We start from the raw sequence: 15,153 nt of genomic DNA on the forward strand, positions 1-15,153 counted from the left end.
GTGCGAACGTCAGGCCCGGTGTCCGCGGTACTCCCGCAGGGTAATTCACCGCCGCGGAGGGGCCGGGACCGAAATGTGAGCTTCGACATGCGTCGTGCCGTCGTCCACCTCCGCTTCCGCGTCGGTGCGCTCACCGTGGCTGCTTGCCCGAGAGCTAGGAAGTCTCCGGTCCCGCACTGCGGGGTGTCACCCACGTCGTGATGTCAGCGTGGACCACCTCGTTCCCCGCGCGGTCGACGATGCGTACCGGCACGACCAGCTCGGCGCCCTCGGTGATGGTGGCAAAGTCCGGCGGCTCCGGTAGTTCGGCGATCGCCCGCAGCGATCCGTTCGCCTTGGCGAGGTAGTCGACCGTCATGGACTTCGGAATCCATCGATGCGTGCTCGGCACGGTCGCTTCGGACAGCATGCCCATGGCGACCTCGGCGAGGTTGCAGGCGGCGATCGCGTGAAAGGTGCCGAGGTGGTTGCGCACGCCCCACCATTTCGGGGCGTGAACCTCACAACGTCCGGGCCGCATGTCGACGACGCGGGGGAGCACCGAGCCGAAGTAGGGAACGCGTACACACATCGCCAGAGAGAAGAGAGTGTGACCGAGGGCGTTGTCCGGAAGCTTCTGCCAGGCGGCGAAGGTAGGACTCGAAGTCGTCATCCCGACACCTTACTCGAAAGTAAGTTCTGCGGCTGCGGCACCGGTCCGGGTCGGTTTGAAGTCTCGGGCCTCGTACGGCATACTGGTCGGGTTGCCTTGTCTGGGACGCGATCTATTGCGGCCTGAAACAGGTGGGGTGAAGAACGTCGTCGAGCGGTTCGAAAGAGCTGTTCGCGGCCCATGCAAGACGGAAGCAGTACCTACTGTGCACTCGATTTCGAGTGCATCCGGTGCGAATTCCCGGCCCGAAAGCTGAAAAGTTGCGGGTCGGAGAATGAGTGGGAGGGCGACACGCCCGACCGCGTGTACCGGAGAACCATGACAGATGAACAGCGGCAGCGGATCGGGTGCGTCCCGGTCGCCTAGCGTTCGGACAGTTGCGGCCCAGGTAAGGACTGTGCAGACGACGAGGTAGTTCGGCCCGACTCGGGTGGTTCTACGAAACGCGGCAAGAAAAGGACACTAAGCGTGGCGGGACAGAAGATCCGCATCAGGCTCAAGGCCTACGACCATGAGGCGATCGACGCGTCAGCGCGCAAGATCGTCGAGACGGTGACCCGTACCGGGGCCCGCGTCGTTGGACCCGTGCCGTTGCCGACCGAAAAGAACGTGTACTGCGTCATCCGCTCGCCGCACAAGTACAAGGACTCGCGCGAGCACTTCGAGATGCGTACTCACAAGCGGCTTATCGACATCCTCGACCCGACGCCCAAGACGGTGGACGCGCTCATGCGCATCGACCTTCCGGCCAGCGTCGACGTCAATATTCAGTGAGCGCGGCGGAGACAAAAACAATGACTGATACCAAGATCAAGGGAATCCTGGGCACGAAGCTCGGCATGACCCAGGTCTTCGACGAGAACAACCGGGTCGTTCCGGTCACCGTCGTGAAGGCCGGGCCCAACGTCGTGACCCAGATTCGTACCGAAGAGCGTGACGGCTACAGCGCCGTGCAGCTCGCGTTCGGCGCCATCGACCCGCGCAAGGTGAACAAGCCGACTTCCGGCCAGTTCGCCAAGGCCGGCGTCACCCCGCGCCGCCACGTTGTGGAGCTCCGCGTTGCCGACACCTCGGAGTACGAGGTCGGCCAGGAACTTACCGCCGAGGTCTTCGAGGACGGCGCCTACGTCGACGTCACCGGAACCAGCAAGGGTAAGGGCTTCGCCGGAACCATGAAGCGCCACGGCTTCGCCGGCCAGGGCGCCTCGCACGGCGCCCAGGCTGTGCACCGTCGCCCCGGTTCCATCGGTGGCTGCGCCACTCCGGGCCGCGTGTTCAAGGGCATGCGCATGTCCGGCCGCATGGGTAGCGACCGCATCACGACGCAGAACCTCTCGGTCCACAAGGTGGACGCCGAGAACGGCCTGCTGCTGATCAAGGGTGCGATCCCCGGCCGCAAGGGTGGCCTCGTGATCGTCAAGAGTGCAGTGAAGGGTGGTGCACGGGCATGACCAGCACCGAGACATCGACGACCAAGCTGACGCTGGACGTCAAGGTCGCCGGCGGCAAGACCAACGGCACCGTCGATCTCCCCGCGGAGATCTTCGACGCGCCTGCCAACATCGCGCTTCTCCACCAGGTTGTCGTCGCTCAGCTCGCAGCTGCGCGTCAGGGCACCCACTCCACCAAGACCCGCGGCGAGGTTCGCGGCGGTGGAAAGAAGCCGTACCGCCAGAAGGGCACCGGCCGCGCCCGTCAGGGCTCGACCCGTGCACCGCAGTTCGCCGGTGGTGGCACCGTCCACGGCCCGCAGCCGCGTGACTACAGCCAGCGGACGCCCAAGAAGATGAAGGCCGCCGCCCTGCGCGGAGCCCTCTCCGACCGGGCGCGCAACGAGCGTATCCACGTGATCACCGAGCTGGTCGCCGGTCAGACTCCCTCGACGAAGGGCGCCAAGGCGTTCCTGGGCGAGATCTCGGACCGCAAGAAGGTCCTGCTCGTCGTCGGACGTGAAGACATCGCGGCGTGGAAGAGCGTGCAGAACCTGGACGGTGTGCATCCCATCGCACCCGACCAGCTCAACACGTACGACGTGCTCAACAGCGATGACGTCGTGTTCAGCGTCGAGGCGCTCAACACGTTCATCCACGGGCCCGCCGAGAGCGTCCAGGAAGAGAACAAGGAGGAGGCCAAGTGACGACCATCGCTGACCCCCGCGACATCCTGCTGGCTCCGGTCATCTCCGAGAAGTCCTACGGACTGATCGAGGAAGGCACCTACACCTTCCTGGTGCACCCGGACTCGAACAAGACGCAGATCAAGATTGCCGTCGAGAAGATCTTCGGCGTCACCGTGACAAGCGTCAACACCGCCAACCGTCAGGGCAAGCGCAAGCGGACCCGGTTCGGTTACGGCAAGCGCAAGGACACCAAGCGCGCGCTCGTGACCCTCTCGGCCGACAGCAAGCCCATCGAGATCTTCGGAGGACCGGTCGCGTAAGCGCCGGGACTTGACGAGACATAGAGGACGAGAAGACTCATGGCAATCCGTAAGTACAAGCCGACAACTCCGGGCCGTCGTGGCTCGAGCGTCTCGGACTTCGCCGAGATCACTCGGTCGACCCCCGAGAAGTCGCTGGTTCGCCCGCTCCACGGACGCGGTGGACGTAACGCACACGGTCGTATCACCACCCGGCACAAGGGTGGCGGTCACAAGCGCGCCTACCGGTTGATCGATTTCCGTCGCAACGACAAGGACGGCGTGCCGGCCAAGGTCGCGCACATCGAGTACGACCCCAACCGCACCGCGCGTATCGCCCTGCTGCACTACGCAGATGGCGAGAAGCGCTACATCATCGCCCCCAAGGGCCTGTTCCAGGGTGCGCCGGTCGAGTCCGGTGCAGGCGCCGACATCAAGCCCGGCAACAACCTGCCCCTGCGCAACATCCCGACGGGTACCACCATCCACGCCGTCGAGCTCCGCCCCGGTGGCGGCGCCAAGATGGCCCGCTCGGCTGGTTCCAGCATCCAGTTGCTCGGTAAGGAAGGCACCTACGCCACGCTGCGTATGCCGTCCGGCGAAATCCGTCGCGTCGACGTTCGCTGCCGCGCCTCGATCGGTGAGGTCGGCAACGCCGAACAGTCGAACATCAACTGGGGCAAGGCCGGCCGTATGCGGTGGAAGGGCAAGCGCCCGACCGTCCGTGGTGTCGTGATGAACCCGGTCGACCACCCGCACGGTGGTGGTGAGGGTAAGACCTCCGGTGGTCGCCACCCGGTCAGCCCGTGGGGCAAGCCCGAAGGCCGCACCCGCAAGAACAAGGCGAGTGACAAGCTCATTGTCCGTCGTCGCCGTACCGGCAAGAACAAGCGCTAGGAGGGAGTGAAGGATGCCACGCAGCCTCAAGAAGGGCCCGTTCGTCGATGACCACCTCCTCGCGAAGGTGGACGTGCAGAACGAAAAGGGAACCAAGCAGGTCATCAAGACCTGGTCCCGTCGTTCCACGATCATCCCGGACTTCATCGGCCACACGTTTGCGGTTCACGACGGCCGCAAGCACGTCCCCGTGTTCGTCTCCGACTCGATGGTCGGACACAAGCTCGGAGAGTTTGCACCGACCCGCACGTTCAAGGGTCACATCAAGGATGATCGGAAGGCGAAGAGGCGATGAGCAACACCGAAACCGCCAACCCGACCGCCAAGGCAATTGCGCGCCACGTGCGCGTCACGCCGATGAAGGCGCGTCGAGTTGTGGACCTGGTCCGCGGGCGTTCGGTTGAAGACGCCCTCTCCATCCTGAAGTTCGCGCCGCAGGCAGCGAGCGAGCCGGTCGCCAAGGTGATCGCCAGCGCTGCAGCCAACGCCGAGAACAACCTCGACCTCGACCCGAGCACGCTTGTCGTTGCCACGGCGTACGTGGACGAGGGCGCGACCCTCAAGCGGTTCCAGCCGCGTGCACAGGGACGTGCGTTCCGTATCCGTAAGCGGACGAGCCACATCACCGTGATTGTGGAGAGCCTGCCGAAGACCGGAACATCGACCCGTAATCGCCGGAAGGGAAGTGCTCAGTAGTGGGCCAGAAAATCAACCCGCACGGCTTCCGACTCGGCATCACCACCGACTGGAAGTCCCGCTGGTACGCAGACAAGCAGTACGCGGAGTACGTCAAGGAAGACGTCGCCATCCGTAAGCTCCTCGCCACCGGCATGGAGCGCGCGGGCATCGCGAAGGTCGAGATCGAGCGCACCCGTGACCGTGTGCGTGTGGACATCCACACCGCGCGTCCGGGCATCGTCATCGGCCGCCGCGGCGCCGAGGCCGACCGCATCCGTTCCGAGCTCGAGAAGCTGACCGGCAAGCAGGTCCAGCTGAACATCCTCGAGGTCAAGAACGCCGAGGCCGAGGCTCAGCTCGTCGCCCAGGGTGTCGCCGAGCAGCTCTCGAACCGCGTCGCTTTCCGTCGCGCCATGCGTAAGGCCATCCAGTCGGCCATGCGTCAGCCGAACGTCAAGGGCATCCGGGTCCAGTGCTCCGGTCGTCTCGGTGGTGCCGAGATGTCCCGCTCGGAGTTCTACCGCGAAGGTCGCGTCCCGCTGCACACGCTGCGCGCCGACATCGACTACGGCCTCTACGAGGCCAAGACCACCTTCGGCCGCATCGGCGTGAAGGTCTGGATCTACAAGGGCGACATCGTCGGTGGCAAGCGTGAGCTCGCCGCCAACGTGGCTGCTCCCGCCGGCGATCGTCCGCGGCGCGAGCGTCCGAGCCGCCCCCGTCGTTCCGGTGCCACCGGCACCACCGCGACCAGCACCGAGGCCGGTCGCGCAGCGACCGCCACCGCCGATGCACCCGCTACGACTGAACAGAAGGAGGGCTGACGCATGTTGATCCCACGGCGGGTCAAGCACCGCAAGCAGCACCATCCGAGCCGTTCGGGTGCCGCCAAGGGTGGAACCCAGGTGACCTTCGGTGACTACGGCATCCAGGCCCTCGAGCCTGCCTACATCACCAACCGGCAGATCGAGTCCGCTCGTATCGCCATGACCCGGCACATCAAGCGTGGCGGCAAGATCTGGATCAACATCTTCCCGGATCGCCCCCTCACCAAGAAGCCGGCCGAAACCCGCATGGGTTCCGGTAAGGGTTCCCCCGAGTGGTGGATCGCGAACGTCAAGCCTGGTCGCGTGATGTTCGAGATGAGCTACCCCAACGAGGAGATCGCACGCGAGGCCCTGCGCCGCGCGATGCACAAGCTCCCCTGCAAGTGCCGGATCGTGACAAGGGAGGAGCAGTTCTGATGGCTACTGGAACCCCAGCCGCAGAGCTCCGCGAGCTCACCGAAGAAGAGCTGGTCACCCGGCTTCGTGAGTCGAAGGAAGAGCTGTTCAACCTTCGTTTCCAGATGGCCACCGGCCAGATGGACAACAACCGCCGGCTTCGGACCGTCCGTCACGACATCGCGCGTATCTACACCGTTCTGCGTGAGCGTGAGCTCGGGCTGGCCGTTGGTCCGGACGCAGGTGACGCGGCATGAGTGAGGAAAAAGCAGTGAGCACTACAGAGCGCGGCAGCCGCAAGGTCCGCACCGGATACGTCGTCTCCGACAAGATGGAGAAGACGATCGTGGTCGAGCTCGAAGACCGGGTCAAGCATCCGCTCTACGGCAAGATCATCCGCCGGACCAGCAAGGTCAAGGCCCACGACGAGAACGGTGTCGCCGGTGTCGGTGACCTCGTGCAGCTGATGGAAACCCGTCCGCTGTCCGCGACGAAGCACTGGCGCCTCGTCGAGGTCGTCGAGAAGGCCAAGTAAGAACCACAATATGTGTCCAGTATGATGGTGGGGTTGCCTTGCGACAGATGCACGGCAACCCCACCGTTGTGCCACCCGTCAGGGCGGCCTCATGCAGGGTACGGGTACGGACCGCGCACGTCGGGTCGGAAATCTGCCGTGCACGACAGAGTGATCGCCAGTTGGTCGCTCCAGTCGAAAACACCAGGTCAAGGAGAAGTAAGTGATTCAGCAGGAGTCGCGGCTGCGCGTCGCCGACAACACGGGTGCCAAGGAGATTCTCTGCATCCGCGTTCTCGGTGGTTCGTCACGCCGCTACGCCGGGATCGGTGACATCATCGTCGCCACCGTCAAGGACGCCATCCCGGGTGGAAACATCAAGAAGGGCGAGGTCGTCAAGGCCGTCATCGTCCGCACCACGAAGGAACGTCGCCGTCCGGACGGGTCGTACATCAAGTTCGACGAGAACGCCGCCGTCCTCATCAAGCCGGACAACGATCCCCGTGGCACCCGCATCTTCGGCCCCGTCGGCCGTGAGCTGCGTGAGAAGAAGTTCATGAAGATCGTCTCGCTCGCCCCGGAGGTGCTGTGATGAAGGTGCACAAGGGTGACACCGTGCTGGTCATCGCCGGCAAGGACAAGGGCGCGAAGGGCAAGGTCATTCAGGCCTACCCCGCGACCAACAAGGTCCTCGTCGAAGGCGTGAACCGCATCAAGAAGCACACCGCGGTTTCCGCGAACGAGCGCGGAGCTTCCTCCGGCGGCATCGTGACGCAGGAAGCCCCGATCCACGTTTCCAACGTCGCGGTCATCGACTCGGACGGCAACCCCACCCGCGTGGGCTACCGGACCGACGAAGAGTCCGGCAAGCGCGTTCGGATTTCCCGGAAGAACGGGAAGGACATCTGACATGACCTCCACTGAGAACAAGATCCAGCCGCGCCTGAAGACTCGCTACCGCGAAGAGATCAAGGCTGCGCTGAACAGCGAATTCGACTACGCCAACGTGATGCAGATCCCGGGCGTCGTCAAGGTCGTCGTCAACATGGGTGTCGGTGACGCCGCCCGCGACGCCAAGCTCATCAACGGTGCCGTCAACGACCTCGCCCTGATCACCGGTCAGAAGCCCGAGATCCGCAAGGCACGCAAGTCCATCGCGCAGTTCAAGCTTCGCGAGGGCATGCCGATCGGTGCCCGCGTCACGCTTCGTGGCGACCGCATGTGGGAGTTCCTGGACCGTCTCGTTTCCGTGGCCCTTCCCCGCATCAGGGACTTCCGTGGCCTGTCGGGAACCCAGTTCGACGGCAACGGCAACTACACGTTCGGCCTGAACGAGCAGTCGATGTTCCACGAGATCGACGTGGACAAGATCGACCGCCCGCGCGGCATGGACATCACCGTGGTGACCACCGCGACCAACAACGAAGAAGGCCGTGCCCTGCTCAAGCACCTCGGCTTCCCGTTCAAGGAGAACTGAGCTAATGGCTAAGAAGGCATTGGTCAACAAGGCCAACAAGAAGCCCAAGTTCGCGGTGCGCGCCTACACCCGCTGCCAGCGGTGCGGTCGTCCGCACTCGGTGTTCCGCAAGTTCGGCCTGTGCCGAATCTGCGTCCGCGAGATGGCGCACGCCGGCGAGCTGCCCGGCGTTCACAAGAGCTCCTGGTGATCCGGTGACGTCGTCGCCTCGACGATGACGACGTCACCCACCACAGACTTCCGGTTCGTAATCTCGGGCCGGGAAACGTAAGACCTACTTCGCGATAGGCCTGCGCCGGACACGGCAGAGGGAACCGTTGTGAGAAAGGTAGAGGTCAACCTCATGACCATGACCGACCCCATCGCAGACTTCTTGACACGTCTGCGCAACGCCAACACGGCGTACCACGATGAGGTGAAGTTGCCCCACTCGAAGATCAAGGCGAACATCGCCGAGATCCTCAAGCGGGAGGGCTACATCGCCGACTACCGCACCGAGGACGCCGAGGTCGGTAAGACCCTCATCGTCGACCTCAAGTACGGCCCGAGCCGTGAGCGCAGCCTTGCCGGCGTGCGTCGTGTCTCGAAGCCCGGTCTGCGTGTGTACGCAAAGTCCACCAACCTGCCCAAGGTTCTGGGCGGCCTCGGCGTGGCGATCATTTCCACGTCCACCGGCCTGCTCACCGATCGCCAGGCGGCCAATCAAGGAGTGGGCGGGGAAGTCCTCGCCTACGTCTGGTAAGGGAGGCCACCACAATGTCGCGTATCGGAAAGATTCCCGTTACCGTCCCCGCCGGTGTCGACGTGTCGATCGACGGCCAGGACGTCACGGTCAAGGGGCCGAAGGGCACCCTCGGCCTCACCATCGCAGAGCCGATCACCATCGAGAAGAACGAGGACGGAACGCTCAGCGTCACCCGTCCGGACGACGAGCGTCGTAGCCGTGCACTCCACGGTCTTTCTCGCACGCTGGTGCAGAACCTGGTCACGGGTGTGACCGACGGTTACACCACCAAGATGGAGATCCACGGCGTCGGTTACCGCGTTGCTCTCAAGGGCAAGGACCTCGAGTTCGCGCTCGGATACAGCCACCCGGTCCCGATCGAGGCTCCGGAAGGCATCACCTTCGCGGTCGAGTCGCCCACCAAGTTCTCCGTGTCGGGCATCGACAAGCAGAAGGTCGGGCAGATCTCGGCCAACATCCGTCGTCTCCGCCGTCCGGACCCGTACAAGGGCAAGGGCGTGCGTTACGAGGGTGAGCAGATCCGCCGCAAGGTCGGAAAGACGGGTAAGTGATATGAGCCAGACTGCAAACCAGAAAGCCAAGCGAATTCCGCTGGGCAAGGATGCGTCCACGAAGCGTCGCCTGTCGAAGGTGCGTCGTCACTTCCGTCTCCGCAAGAAGGTGTCCGGCACGCCCGAGCGTCCCCGCTTGGTCGTCAACCGGTCCTCGCGCCACATCCACGTCCAGCTGGTGGACGACCTCGCGGGCCACACGCTGGCCGCGGCGTCGACCACCGAGGCAGACGTGCGCGCTGCGGACGGCGACAAGAAGACCCTCAGCGCGAAGGTCGGTCAGCTGATCGCCGAGCGCGCGAAGGCTGCCGGAGTCGAGACCGTGGTCTTCGACCACGGCGGACACGGCTACCACGGTCGCATCGCGGCCCTGGCAGACGCAGCTCGCGAAGGCGGGTTGAAGTTCTGATGACCATCATTTCGAACGGAAGGACAGCCTGATGCCGGGACGTCAGAGGCGTGACGGCGGAAGCGGACCCGCCGGACAGAATGGACCCAACACGGGGGACAACCGTGGCGGCGGCGACCGTCGTGGTGGCGGTCGCGACGATCGTCGCGGCGGACAGTCAGCCGAGAAGTCGAACCACATCGAGCGGGTCGTCACGATCAACCGCGTGTCGAAGGTCGTCAAGGGTGGTCGTCGCTTCAGCTTCACCGCACTGGTGATCGTGGGTGACGGCAACGGACTGGTCGGCGTCGGCTACGGCAAGGCCAAGGAAGTTCCTGCGGCCATCCAGAAGGGTGTCGAGGAGGCTCGTAAGAGCTTCTTCCGCGTTCCGATGATCGGCGGCACCATCACGCACCCCGTCCAGGGTGAAGCCGCTGCCGGCATCGTCATGCTGCGTCCCGCGAGCGCCGGTACCGGTGTCATCGCCGGTGGCGCGGTGCGTGCCGTGCTGGAGTGCGCGGGCATCCACGACATCCTGTCGAAGTCGCTCGGTAGCGACAACGCCATCAACGTCGTCCATGCGACCGTTGCTGCGCTCAAGGGTCTGCAGCGCCCCGAGGAAGTTGCCGCTCGTCGCGGTCTCGCCCTCGAGGATGTGGCCCCCGCCGGCATGCTGCGTGCGCGTGCACAGGCTGGGAGCGTGAAGTAATGGCCGAACTCAAGGTCACTCAGATCAAGAGCACCATCGGTACCAAGCAGAACCAGCGGAACTCGCTGCGCACCCTCGGTCTCAAGGGCATCCGGCAGACGGTTGTCCGCGAGGACAATGCGCAGAACCGCGGTCTGATCAACGTGGTGCGCCACCTCGTCACAGTTGAGGAGGTCTAACCATGACCATCAAACTGCATCACCTGCGCCCCGCGCCCGGGTCCAAGTCAGCCAAGATCCGCGTCGGTCGAGGCGAGGGCGGCAAGCGCGGTAAGACTGCGGGTCGCGGCACCAAGGGCACCAAGGCCCGCAAGAACGTGCCCGTCGCCTTCGAGGGTGGACAGATGCCGCTGCACATGCGTCTGCCCAAGCTCAAGGGCTTCACCAACCCGTTCCGCACCGAGTACCAGGTCGTCAACGTCGGCGACATCGCCCGTCTGTTCCCCGAGGGTGGGCAGGTCACGGTCGAGGATCTCGTTGCCAAGGGCGCCGTTCGCAAGAACCAGCTCGTCAAGGTTCTCGGCGACGGCGACCTGACTGTCGCCGTCCAGGTGACGGTCGACAAGTTCACCGGCTCCGCCAAGGAGAAGATCGCTGCTGCCGGTGGTACCGCCACCGAGCTGTGAGCAATCACCGCTAGCCAGTAGATGGCCGCAGTACAGCTTCGGGCTGTACTGCGGCCATTTGCCGCTGTGCACCGGGTCGGCCCCAGGTCTCCCAACTGCACGTTCAGTCGCCACTGTTAGAGTTCTAGAGTTCATTCACGGACAAAGTCCCAGTGACTCGTCCACCCACCGTCGTGCCAGGAGGATCTTTGCTTTCCGCCTTCGTCTCGGCCCTCAGGACCCCGGACCTGAGGCGGAAGATCCTCATCGCGCTCGGCCTCGTCGCGCTCTACCGCGTCGGTGCCGTGCTGCCGTCACCCGGCGTCGACTACGCCAACGTCCGAGCCTGTGTCGACCAGTTGTCGGGCGGCGATTCCGCCGGTATCTATTCTCTGATCAACCTGTTCTCCGGTGGAGCCCTGCTCCAGCTCTCGGTGTTCGCGATCGGCATCATGCCCTACATCACGGCAAGCATCATCGTTCAGCTGTTGACGGTCGTCATCCCGAAGTTCGAGCAGCTTCGGAAAGAAGGCCAGTCCGGCCAGGCGAAGATGACGCAGTACACCCGATATCTGTCGATCGCGCTGGCGATTCTGCAGGCCACCGGCATCGTCGCGCTCGCAGCGCGCGGTCAGCTGTTGCAGGGCTGTCAGGAAGAAATAATCGCCGACAAGAGCATCTTCGGGCTCGTCATCATCGTCCTCGTGATGACGGCGGGTGCCGCGCTCGTCATGTGGTTCGGCGAGATCATCACCGAACGCGGTGTCGGTAACGGCTTCTCGCTGCTGATCTTCGCGGGTATCGCATCCCGGCTGCCGTCGGAGGGCAAAGCCATTCTCGACAGTCGCGGCGGGCTGATCTTCGCGATCATCTGTGTCGCCGCTCTCGCCATCATCGCCGGCGTGGTCTTCGTCGAGCAGGGCCAGCGCCGTATCCCCGTCCAGTACGCCAAGCGCATGGTCGGCCGAAAGATGTACGGCGGTTCGTCCACCTACCTGCCGCTGAAGGTCAACCAGGCCGGCATCATCCCGGTGATCTTCGCGTCGTCTCTGCTGTATCTGCCGAACCTCATCGCGCAGCTCACCGGGGCGACGTCGGCTGCAGATCCGAGCTGGTGGCAGCGGATCATCAACGAGTATCTGGTGAACCCGAACAATCCGGTGTACATCACCATCTACTTCGCGTTGATCGTGTTCTTCGTGTTCTTCTACGTCGCGATCACGTTCAACCCCGAAGAGCGCGCCGACGAGATGAAGAAGTTCGGTGGGTTCATTCCCGGCATCCGCCCGGGACGCCCCACCGCGGACTACCTGAATTACGTGCTCAACCGCATCACGGTCCCGGGGTCCATCTACCTCGGCCTGATCGCAGTGTTGCCCCACTTCTTCCTGTCCGGGAGCCAGACCACCAGCAGCATCTTCGGTGGCGCGGCAGTGCTGATCCTCGTCAGTGTCGCCCTGGACACGGTCAAGCAGATCGAAAGTCAATTGATGCAACGCAACTACGAAGGGTTCCTCAAGTGAGACTTGTCCTCCTTGGTCCTCCCGGTGCAGGCAAGGGCACCCAGGCCGCGATTCTTTCCGAGAAGCTCGGTGTCCCGCACATCTCGACCGGCGACCTGTTCCGGGCGAACATCGGCCAGGAGACACCGCTCGGTCTCGAGGCGAAGAAGTACCTCGACGCCGGAGATCTCGTTCCCAGCGAAATCACCAACAACATGGTGAAGGCGCGAGTCGCGGAGCCGGATGCCGCCAACGGTTTCCTTCTCGACGGTTTCCCGCGCACGGTCGATCAGGCGCAGGCACTCGAGGCGATCCTGGCTGATCTGGACACCAAGCTCGACGGCGTTCTCTCGTTCGTGGCCGACGAGGACATCGTCGTGGAACGGATGCTGGCCCGTGGTCGCGCCGACGACAAGGAAGACGTCATCCGCAACCGGCTCCGGGTGTACCGCGAGGAGACGGCGCCGCTGCTCGACTACTACAAGAACGATCTGCTCACCGTCGACGCACTGGGTGAGGTCGACGAGGTCAACTCGCGCGCACTGGCAGCGTTGGGCAAGTAAATGGGCTTCGGGCGCAAGCGCAAAGTTGTTCCCTTCCGGACTGCCGGTGAGCTCGATGCGATGGCGGCCGCGGGCGCCATCGTCGGTGCAGCGCTGGTGGCGGTGCGTGATGCGGCCAAGCCTGGTGTGAGCACGCTCGAACTCGACGAGGTAGCCGAGTCGGTAATCCGCGACGCAGGTGCGGTGCCGTCGTTCAAGGGCTATCACGGGTTCACCGGATCGATATGTTCGTCCGTCAATGATCGTGTGGTGCACGGGATTCCCTCGGCGCAGGACATCCTCGCCGAGGGAGACCTCGTCTCGATCGACTGCGGTGCAATTCTCGACGGGTGGCATGGTGACTCGGCCTGGACGTTCGGTGTCGGTGAACTCGTCGAGGCTGATCAGGATTTGAGCGAAGCCACGCGGTTGTCGATGGACGCGGGAATTGCAGCCATGCTGCCCGGGAACCGTCTCACCGACATCTCTCATGCGATCGAACTGGGAACCCGCGCGGCGGAAGTAACACACGGCCGGAAGTACGGGATCGTAGACGGCTACGGCGGGCACGGGATCGGCCGGGAAATGCACATGGAACCGTTCCTCGCCAACGAGGGAGCTCCGGGTAAGGGTCCCCAGCTGGTGGTCGGATCCGTGCTCGCGATCGAGCCGATGTTGACGCTCGGCACCACCGATACCGTTGTCCTGGAAGACGACTGGACGGTGGTTACCGCGGACGGTACGCGTGCTGCCCACTGGGAGCACACCGTGGCCGTCACCGAGGATGGTCCGAGGATTCTCACGCTGCGCCCGGAGTGACTGCGCCACTACACGTCGATCAGCAGCGTGACCGGTCCGTCGTTGACGAGATCGATCTGCATGTGCTCGCCGAACACCTGACTTAGGACATTTCGCTTAGTGCCCCGCCTCGAGGCCGAGCAGAGCAAGGATTTCACGCTCATCGGGCGGGATCACCGGTGGGAAGTCTTCGGTGACGCCGTTGATGGCGATGGTGGAGGTCCGCAGCGGCCGGAATTGCTTGATCAGTCTCGCTATCGCGACGCCGGTCTGATCCTGGATGCAGCGGGCGACGGCTAACGCTGCGAACACGATGGTCAGGTGCGCCTCGATCGCGTCACGGGTGTGATGGAACATCGGCCGTGCTCGCAGGTCTGTCTTGGACATGCGGAACGACTGCTCGACGTGCCACAGGTCGTGGTACTTGGAGATCACCTCACCCGGCCCCATTGTCGTGGCGGGGATATTGGTGACGTAGCCCTTCAGCCCGACCAGCGATCGGGCACGCTCCAGGGCAGAGGTGTCGAGGCTGCGGCCGACGGGGGTGGTCTTGACGAACCGAGTTGATTTCGGGGCTTTGTCGCCGTCGACGACCGCTCGGGCGCGTGCTTCCTGGGCATTGAGCGTCTGATTGTCACGGACCGCCCGCCGCTTCGAGTACTGCCAGACCGCCCGCCAGGAACTTGCGTGTGTGCCGGGATTCCAGGCCGGTTCGGCTCGCCTCTTCACGTCGTTGACGACACTGCGCCCGTGCCGCGGCGTAACGGTGTCGATAGTTTGCCCGTCGGTGAAAACATCACCGTTCCAATGGAAATGGTTCGCCAGGTCGCCGGGCGCTTTGGTGACGCGGGAGCCGACGATGAACTTCAAGCCTGCCTCGTCGAGGGCTGTGAGATTCGCCGCCGACAGCATGCCGGCGTCGGCGGCGACGACCATCTCGACGCCGGCGATGTCGTGGCGGGCCTGGAACTGGCGGACGATGGGGACGATGGTGTGGGTTTCGGCTTTGTTGCCTTCGAAGCAGCCGATCTCGAGCGGGAATCCGGTGCGGTCGACGAGCAGCCCGACCACGATCTGTGGATCGACCCTGCGTTCTTTCGAATACCCGACCTTGCGGAGTTCGTCTTCCTTCTCCGCCTCGAAATACAGGGTCGTAACGTCGTACAACACCAAGCTCAGGCCGCCGGTTTCTGCGGCGTACTCGAAACACCGGGCAGCGACCCGGTCTCGATAGCCGTGGGAGCCGATCTGCGCCAGATGCCGTTGAATCGTTTTGTAGGACACCGTTGTCGCGCCGAGGTCGTCGAGCACCCGTAGCGCATCAACTTTCGAGGTCGGCTCGACGATCCGGGCGATCACCAGGTCCTTGAACACACCATCGTCGACGACGTCGAACCCGAGTCGGTCGTAGACGGAACCCAGCATGTCGTAGAGCAGTCGCGCGCTTGTGCGCAC

The 15,153-nt window shown here is 64.0% G+C and carries 26 protein-coding genes and 1 pseudogene; 24 read left to right on the forward strand and 3 right to left on the reverse strand.

The genetic code is table 11. The features are described from left to right. Positions 1-154: 154 nt before the first annotated feature. On the reverse strand, positions 155-652 hold the full coding sequence (locus ACH49N_RS14160) for a hotdog fold domain-containing protein (RefSeq protein ID WP_159925628.1): 498 nt from the start codon (positions 650-652) through the stop codon (positions 155-157). A gap of 468 nt (positions 653-1,120) precedes the next feature. Here ACH49N_RS14160 and rpsJ point away from each other — a divergent pair, with 468 nt between their 5' ends. The 24 genes from rpsJ to map all read left to right on the forward strand — a co-directional run bounded on the left by rpsJ (position 1,121) and on the right by map (position 13,719). Further along, positions 1,121-1,426 (forward strand): 30S ribosomal protein S10, encoded by a 306-nt coding sequence (rpsJ, locus tag ACH49N_RS14165; RefSeq protein ID WP_003938093.1) that lies wholly within the window; start codon positions 1,121-1,123, stop codon positions 1,424-1,426. A gap of 20 nt (positions 1,427-1,446) precedes the next feature. Further along, on the forward strand, positions 1,447-2,103 hold the full coding sequence (gene rplC / locus ACH49N_RS14170) for a 50S ribosomal protein L3 (RefSeq protein WP_009479366.1): 657 nt from the start codon (positions 1,447-1,449) through the stop codon (positions 2,101-2,103). Further along, on the forward strand, positions 2,100-2,789 hold the full coding sequence (gene rplD, locus ACH49N_RS14175; protein WP_109331600.1) for a 50S ribosomal protein L4: 690 nt from the start codon (positions 2,100-2,102) through the stop codon (positions 2,787-2,789). The genes rplC and rplD overlap by 4 nt, the downstream gene beginning before the upstream one ends. Continuing rightward, positions 2,786-3,091, forward strand: coding sequence for a 50S ribosomal protein L23 (gene rplW, locus ACH49N_RS14180; RefSeq protein WP_109331599.1), 306 nt, complete (start codon positions 2,786-2,788; stop codon positions 3,089-3,091). The genes rplD and rplW overlap by 4 nt, the downstream gene beginning before the upstream one ends. A 39-nt stretch (positions 3,092-3,130) precedes the next feature. Then, the gene (rplB, locus tag ACH49N_RS14185) at positions 3,131-3,967 is read left to right on the forward strand and encodes a 50S ribosomal protein L2 (protein ID WP_015889918.1); all 837 of its coding nucleotides are present in this window, start codon (positions 3,131-3,133) and stop codon (positions 3,965-3,967) included. Positions 3,968-3,980: 13 nt separating this feature from the next. Beyond that, the gene (gene rpsS, locus ACH49N_RS14190; protein WP_003940820.1) at positions 3,981-4,262 is read left to right on the forward strand and encodes a 30S ribosomal protein S19; all 282 of its coding nucleotides are present in this window, start codon (positions 3,981-3,983) and stop codon (positions 4,260-4,262) included. Beyond that, entirely contained in the window at positions 4,259-4,663 is a 405-nt protein-coding gene (gene rplV, locus ACH49N_RS14195) for a 50S ribosomal protein L22 (RefSeq protein ID WP_109331598.1), read from the forward strand. Before rpsS ends, rplV begins: the two co-directional genes overlap by 4 nt. Next, the gene (rpsC, locus tag ACH49N_RS14200) at positions 4,663-5,469 is read left to right on the forward strand and encodes a 30S ribosomal protein S3 (RefSeq protein ID WP_005239635.1); all 807 of its coding nucleotides are present in this window, start codon (positions 4,663-4,665) and stop codon (positions 5,467-5,469) included. The genes rplV and rpsC overlap by 1 nt, the downstream gene beginning before the upstream one ends. Positions 5,470-5,472: 3 nt before the next feature. Next, a complete protein-coding gene (rplP, locus tag ACH49N_RS14205) occupies positions 5,473-5,889 on the forward strand; it encodes a 50S ribosomal protein L16 (protein ID WP_005239636.1) in 417 nt (138 codons plus the stop codon). Next, positions 5,889-6,125 carry a 50S ribosomal protein L29 gene (gene rpmC / locus ACH49N_RS14210; protein ID WP_109331597.1) on the forward strand — a complete coding sequence of 79 codons (237 nt, stop codon included), beginning with the start codon at positions 5,889-5,891 and terminating at the stop codon, positions 6,123-6,125. The genes rplP and rpmC overlap by 1 nt, the downstream gene beginning before the upstream one ends. Continuing rightward, a complete protein-coding gene (rpsQ, locus tag ACH49N_RS14215) occupies positions 6,122-6,403 on the forward strand; it encodes a 30S ribosomal protein S17 (protein WP_109331594.1) in 282 nt (93 codons plus the stop codon). Before rpmC ends, rpsQ begins: the two co-directional genes overlap by 4 nt. A gap of 202 nt (positions 6,404-6,605) precedes the next feature. Then, the gene (gene rplN / locus ACH49N_RS14220; RefSeq protein WP_005239639.1) at positions 6,606-6,974 is read left to right on the forward strand and encodes a 50S ribosomal protein L14; all 369 of its coding nucleotides are present in this window, start codon (positions 6,606-6,608) and stop codon (positions 6,972-6,974) included. Next, positions 6,974-7,291 carry a 50S ribosomal protein L24 gene (gene rplX / locus ACH49N_RS14225; RefSeq protein ID WP_109331588.1) on the forward strand — a complete coding sequence of 106 codons (318 nt, stop codon included), beginning with the start codon at positions 6,974-6,976 and terminating at the stop codon, positions 7,289-7,291. The genes rplN and rplX overlap by 1 nt, the downstream gene beginning before the upstream one ends. Position 7,292: 1 nt before the next feature. Continuing rightward, a complete protein-coding gene (rplE, locus tag ACH49N_RS14230) occupies positions 7,293-7,859 on the forward strand; it encodes a 50S ribosomal protein L5 (protein WP_109331587.1) in 567 nt (188 codons plus the stop codon). Positions 7,860-7,863: 4 nt separating this feature from the next. Then, positions 7,864-8,049: a type Z 30S ribosomal protein S14 gene (locus ACH49N_RS14235; RefSeq protein WP_005239644.1), complete on the forward strand. Its 186-nt coding sequence runs from the start codon at positions 7,864-7,866 to the stop codon at positions 8,047-8,049. Between the two features lie 153 nt (positions 8,050-8,202). After that, positions 8,203-8,601, forward strand: a complete 399-nt coding sequence (gene rpsH / locus ACH49N_RS14240; protein ID WP_005239657.1) for a 30S ribosomal protein S8 — start codon at positions 8,203-8,205, stop codon at positions 8,599-8,601. Positions 8,602-8,615: 14 nt separating this feature from the next. Further along, positions 8,616-9,155, forward strand: coding sequence for a 50S ribosomal protein L6 (gene rplF, locus ACH49N_RS14245; protein WP_109331583.1), 540 nt, complete (start codon positions 8,616-8,618; stop codon positions 9,153-9,155). Position 9,156: 1 nt separating this feature from the next. Continuing rightward, a complete protein-coding gene (gene rplR, locus ACH49N_RS14250; protein ID WP_109331582.1) occupies positions 9,157-9,564 on the forward strand; it encodes a 50S ribosomal protein L18 in 408 nt (135 codons plus the stop codon). 31 nt (positions 9,565-9,595) lie between these two features. After that, the gene (gene rpsE / locus ACH49N_RS14255; protein ID WP_109331576.1) at positions 9,596-10,252 is read left to right on the forward strand and encodes a 30S ribosomal protein S5; all 657 of its coding nucleotides are present in this window, start codon (positions 9,596-9,598) and stop codon (positions 10,250-10,252) included. Next, positions 10,252-10,431 carry a 50S ribosomal protein L30 gene (gene rpmD, locus ACH49N_RS14260; RefSeq protein ID WP_005253859.1) on the forward strand — a complete coding sequence of 60 codons (180 nt, stop codon included), beginning with the start codon at positions 10,252-10,254 and terminating at the stop codon, positions 10,429-10,431. Before rpsE ends, rpmD begins: the two co-directional genes overlap by 1 nt. A gap of 2 nt (positions 10,432-10,433) precedes the next feature. After that, positions 10,434-10,877, forward strand: coding sequence for a 50S ribosomal protein L15 (rplO, locus tag ACH49N_RS14265; protein WP_109331575.1), 444 nt, complete (start codon positions 10,434-10,436; stop codon positions 10,875-10,877). 188 nt (positions 10,878-11,065) lie between these two features. Then, positions 11,066-12,379 carry a preprotein translocase subunit SecY gene (secY, locus tag ACH49N_RS14270; RefSeq protein ID WP_213577168.1) on the forward strand — a complete coding sequence of 438 codons (1,314 nt, stop codon included), beginning with the start codon at positions 11,066-11,068 and terminating at the stop codon, positions 12,377-12,379. After that, positions 12,376-12,921, forward strand: a complete 546-nt coding sequence (locus ACH49N_RS14275) for an adenylate kinase (RefSeq protein WP_109331573.1) — start codon at positions 12,376-12,378, stop codon at positions 12,919-12,921. The genes secY and ACH49N_RS14275 overlap by 4 nt, the downstream gene beginning before the upstream one ends. Next, on the forward strand, positions 12,922-13,719 hold the full coding sequence (gene map, locus ACH49N_RS14280) for a type I methionyl aminopeptidase (protein WP_159925632.1): 798 nt from the start codon (positions 12,922-12,924) through the stop codon (positions 13,717-13,719). A gap of 8 nt (positions 13,720-13,727) precedes the next feature. Here map and ACH49N_RS14285 read toward each other — a convergent pair. Beyond that, positions 13,728-13,796 (reverse strand): annotated as a pseudogene (locus ACH49N_RS14285) (D-aminoacyl-tRNA deacylase); the annotation flags it as partial. 19 nt (positions 13,797-13,815) lie between these two features. Then, positions 13,816-15,153: IS1634 family transposase (locus ACH49N_RS14290; protein WP_358272970.1), on the reverse strand; the 1,338-nt coding region annotated here is incomplete at its 5' end.

This window comes from Rhodococcus sp. NPDC019647, from assembly GCF_044389235.1.
Classification (GTDB): Bacteria; Actinomycetota; Actinomycetes; order Mycobacteriales; family Mycobacteriaceae; genus Rhodococcus_F; species Rhodococcus_F oxybenzonivorans.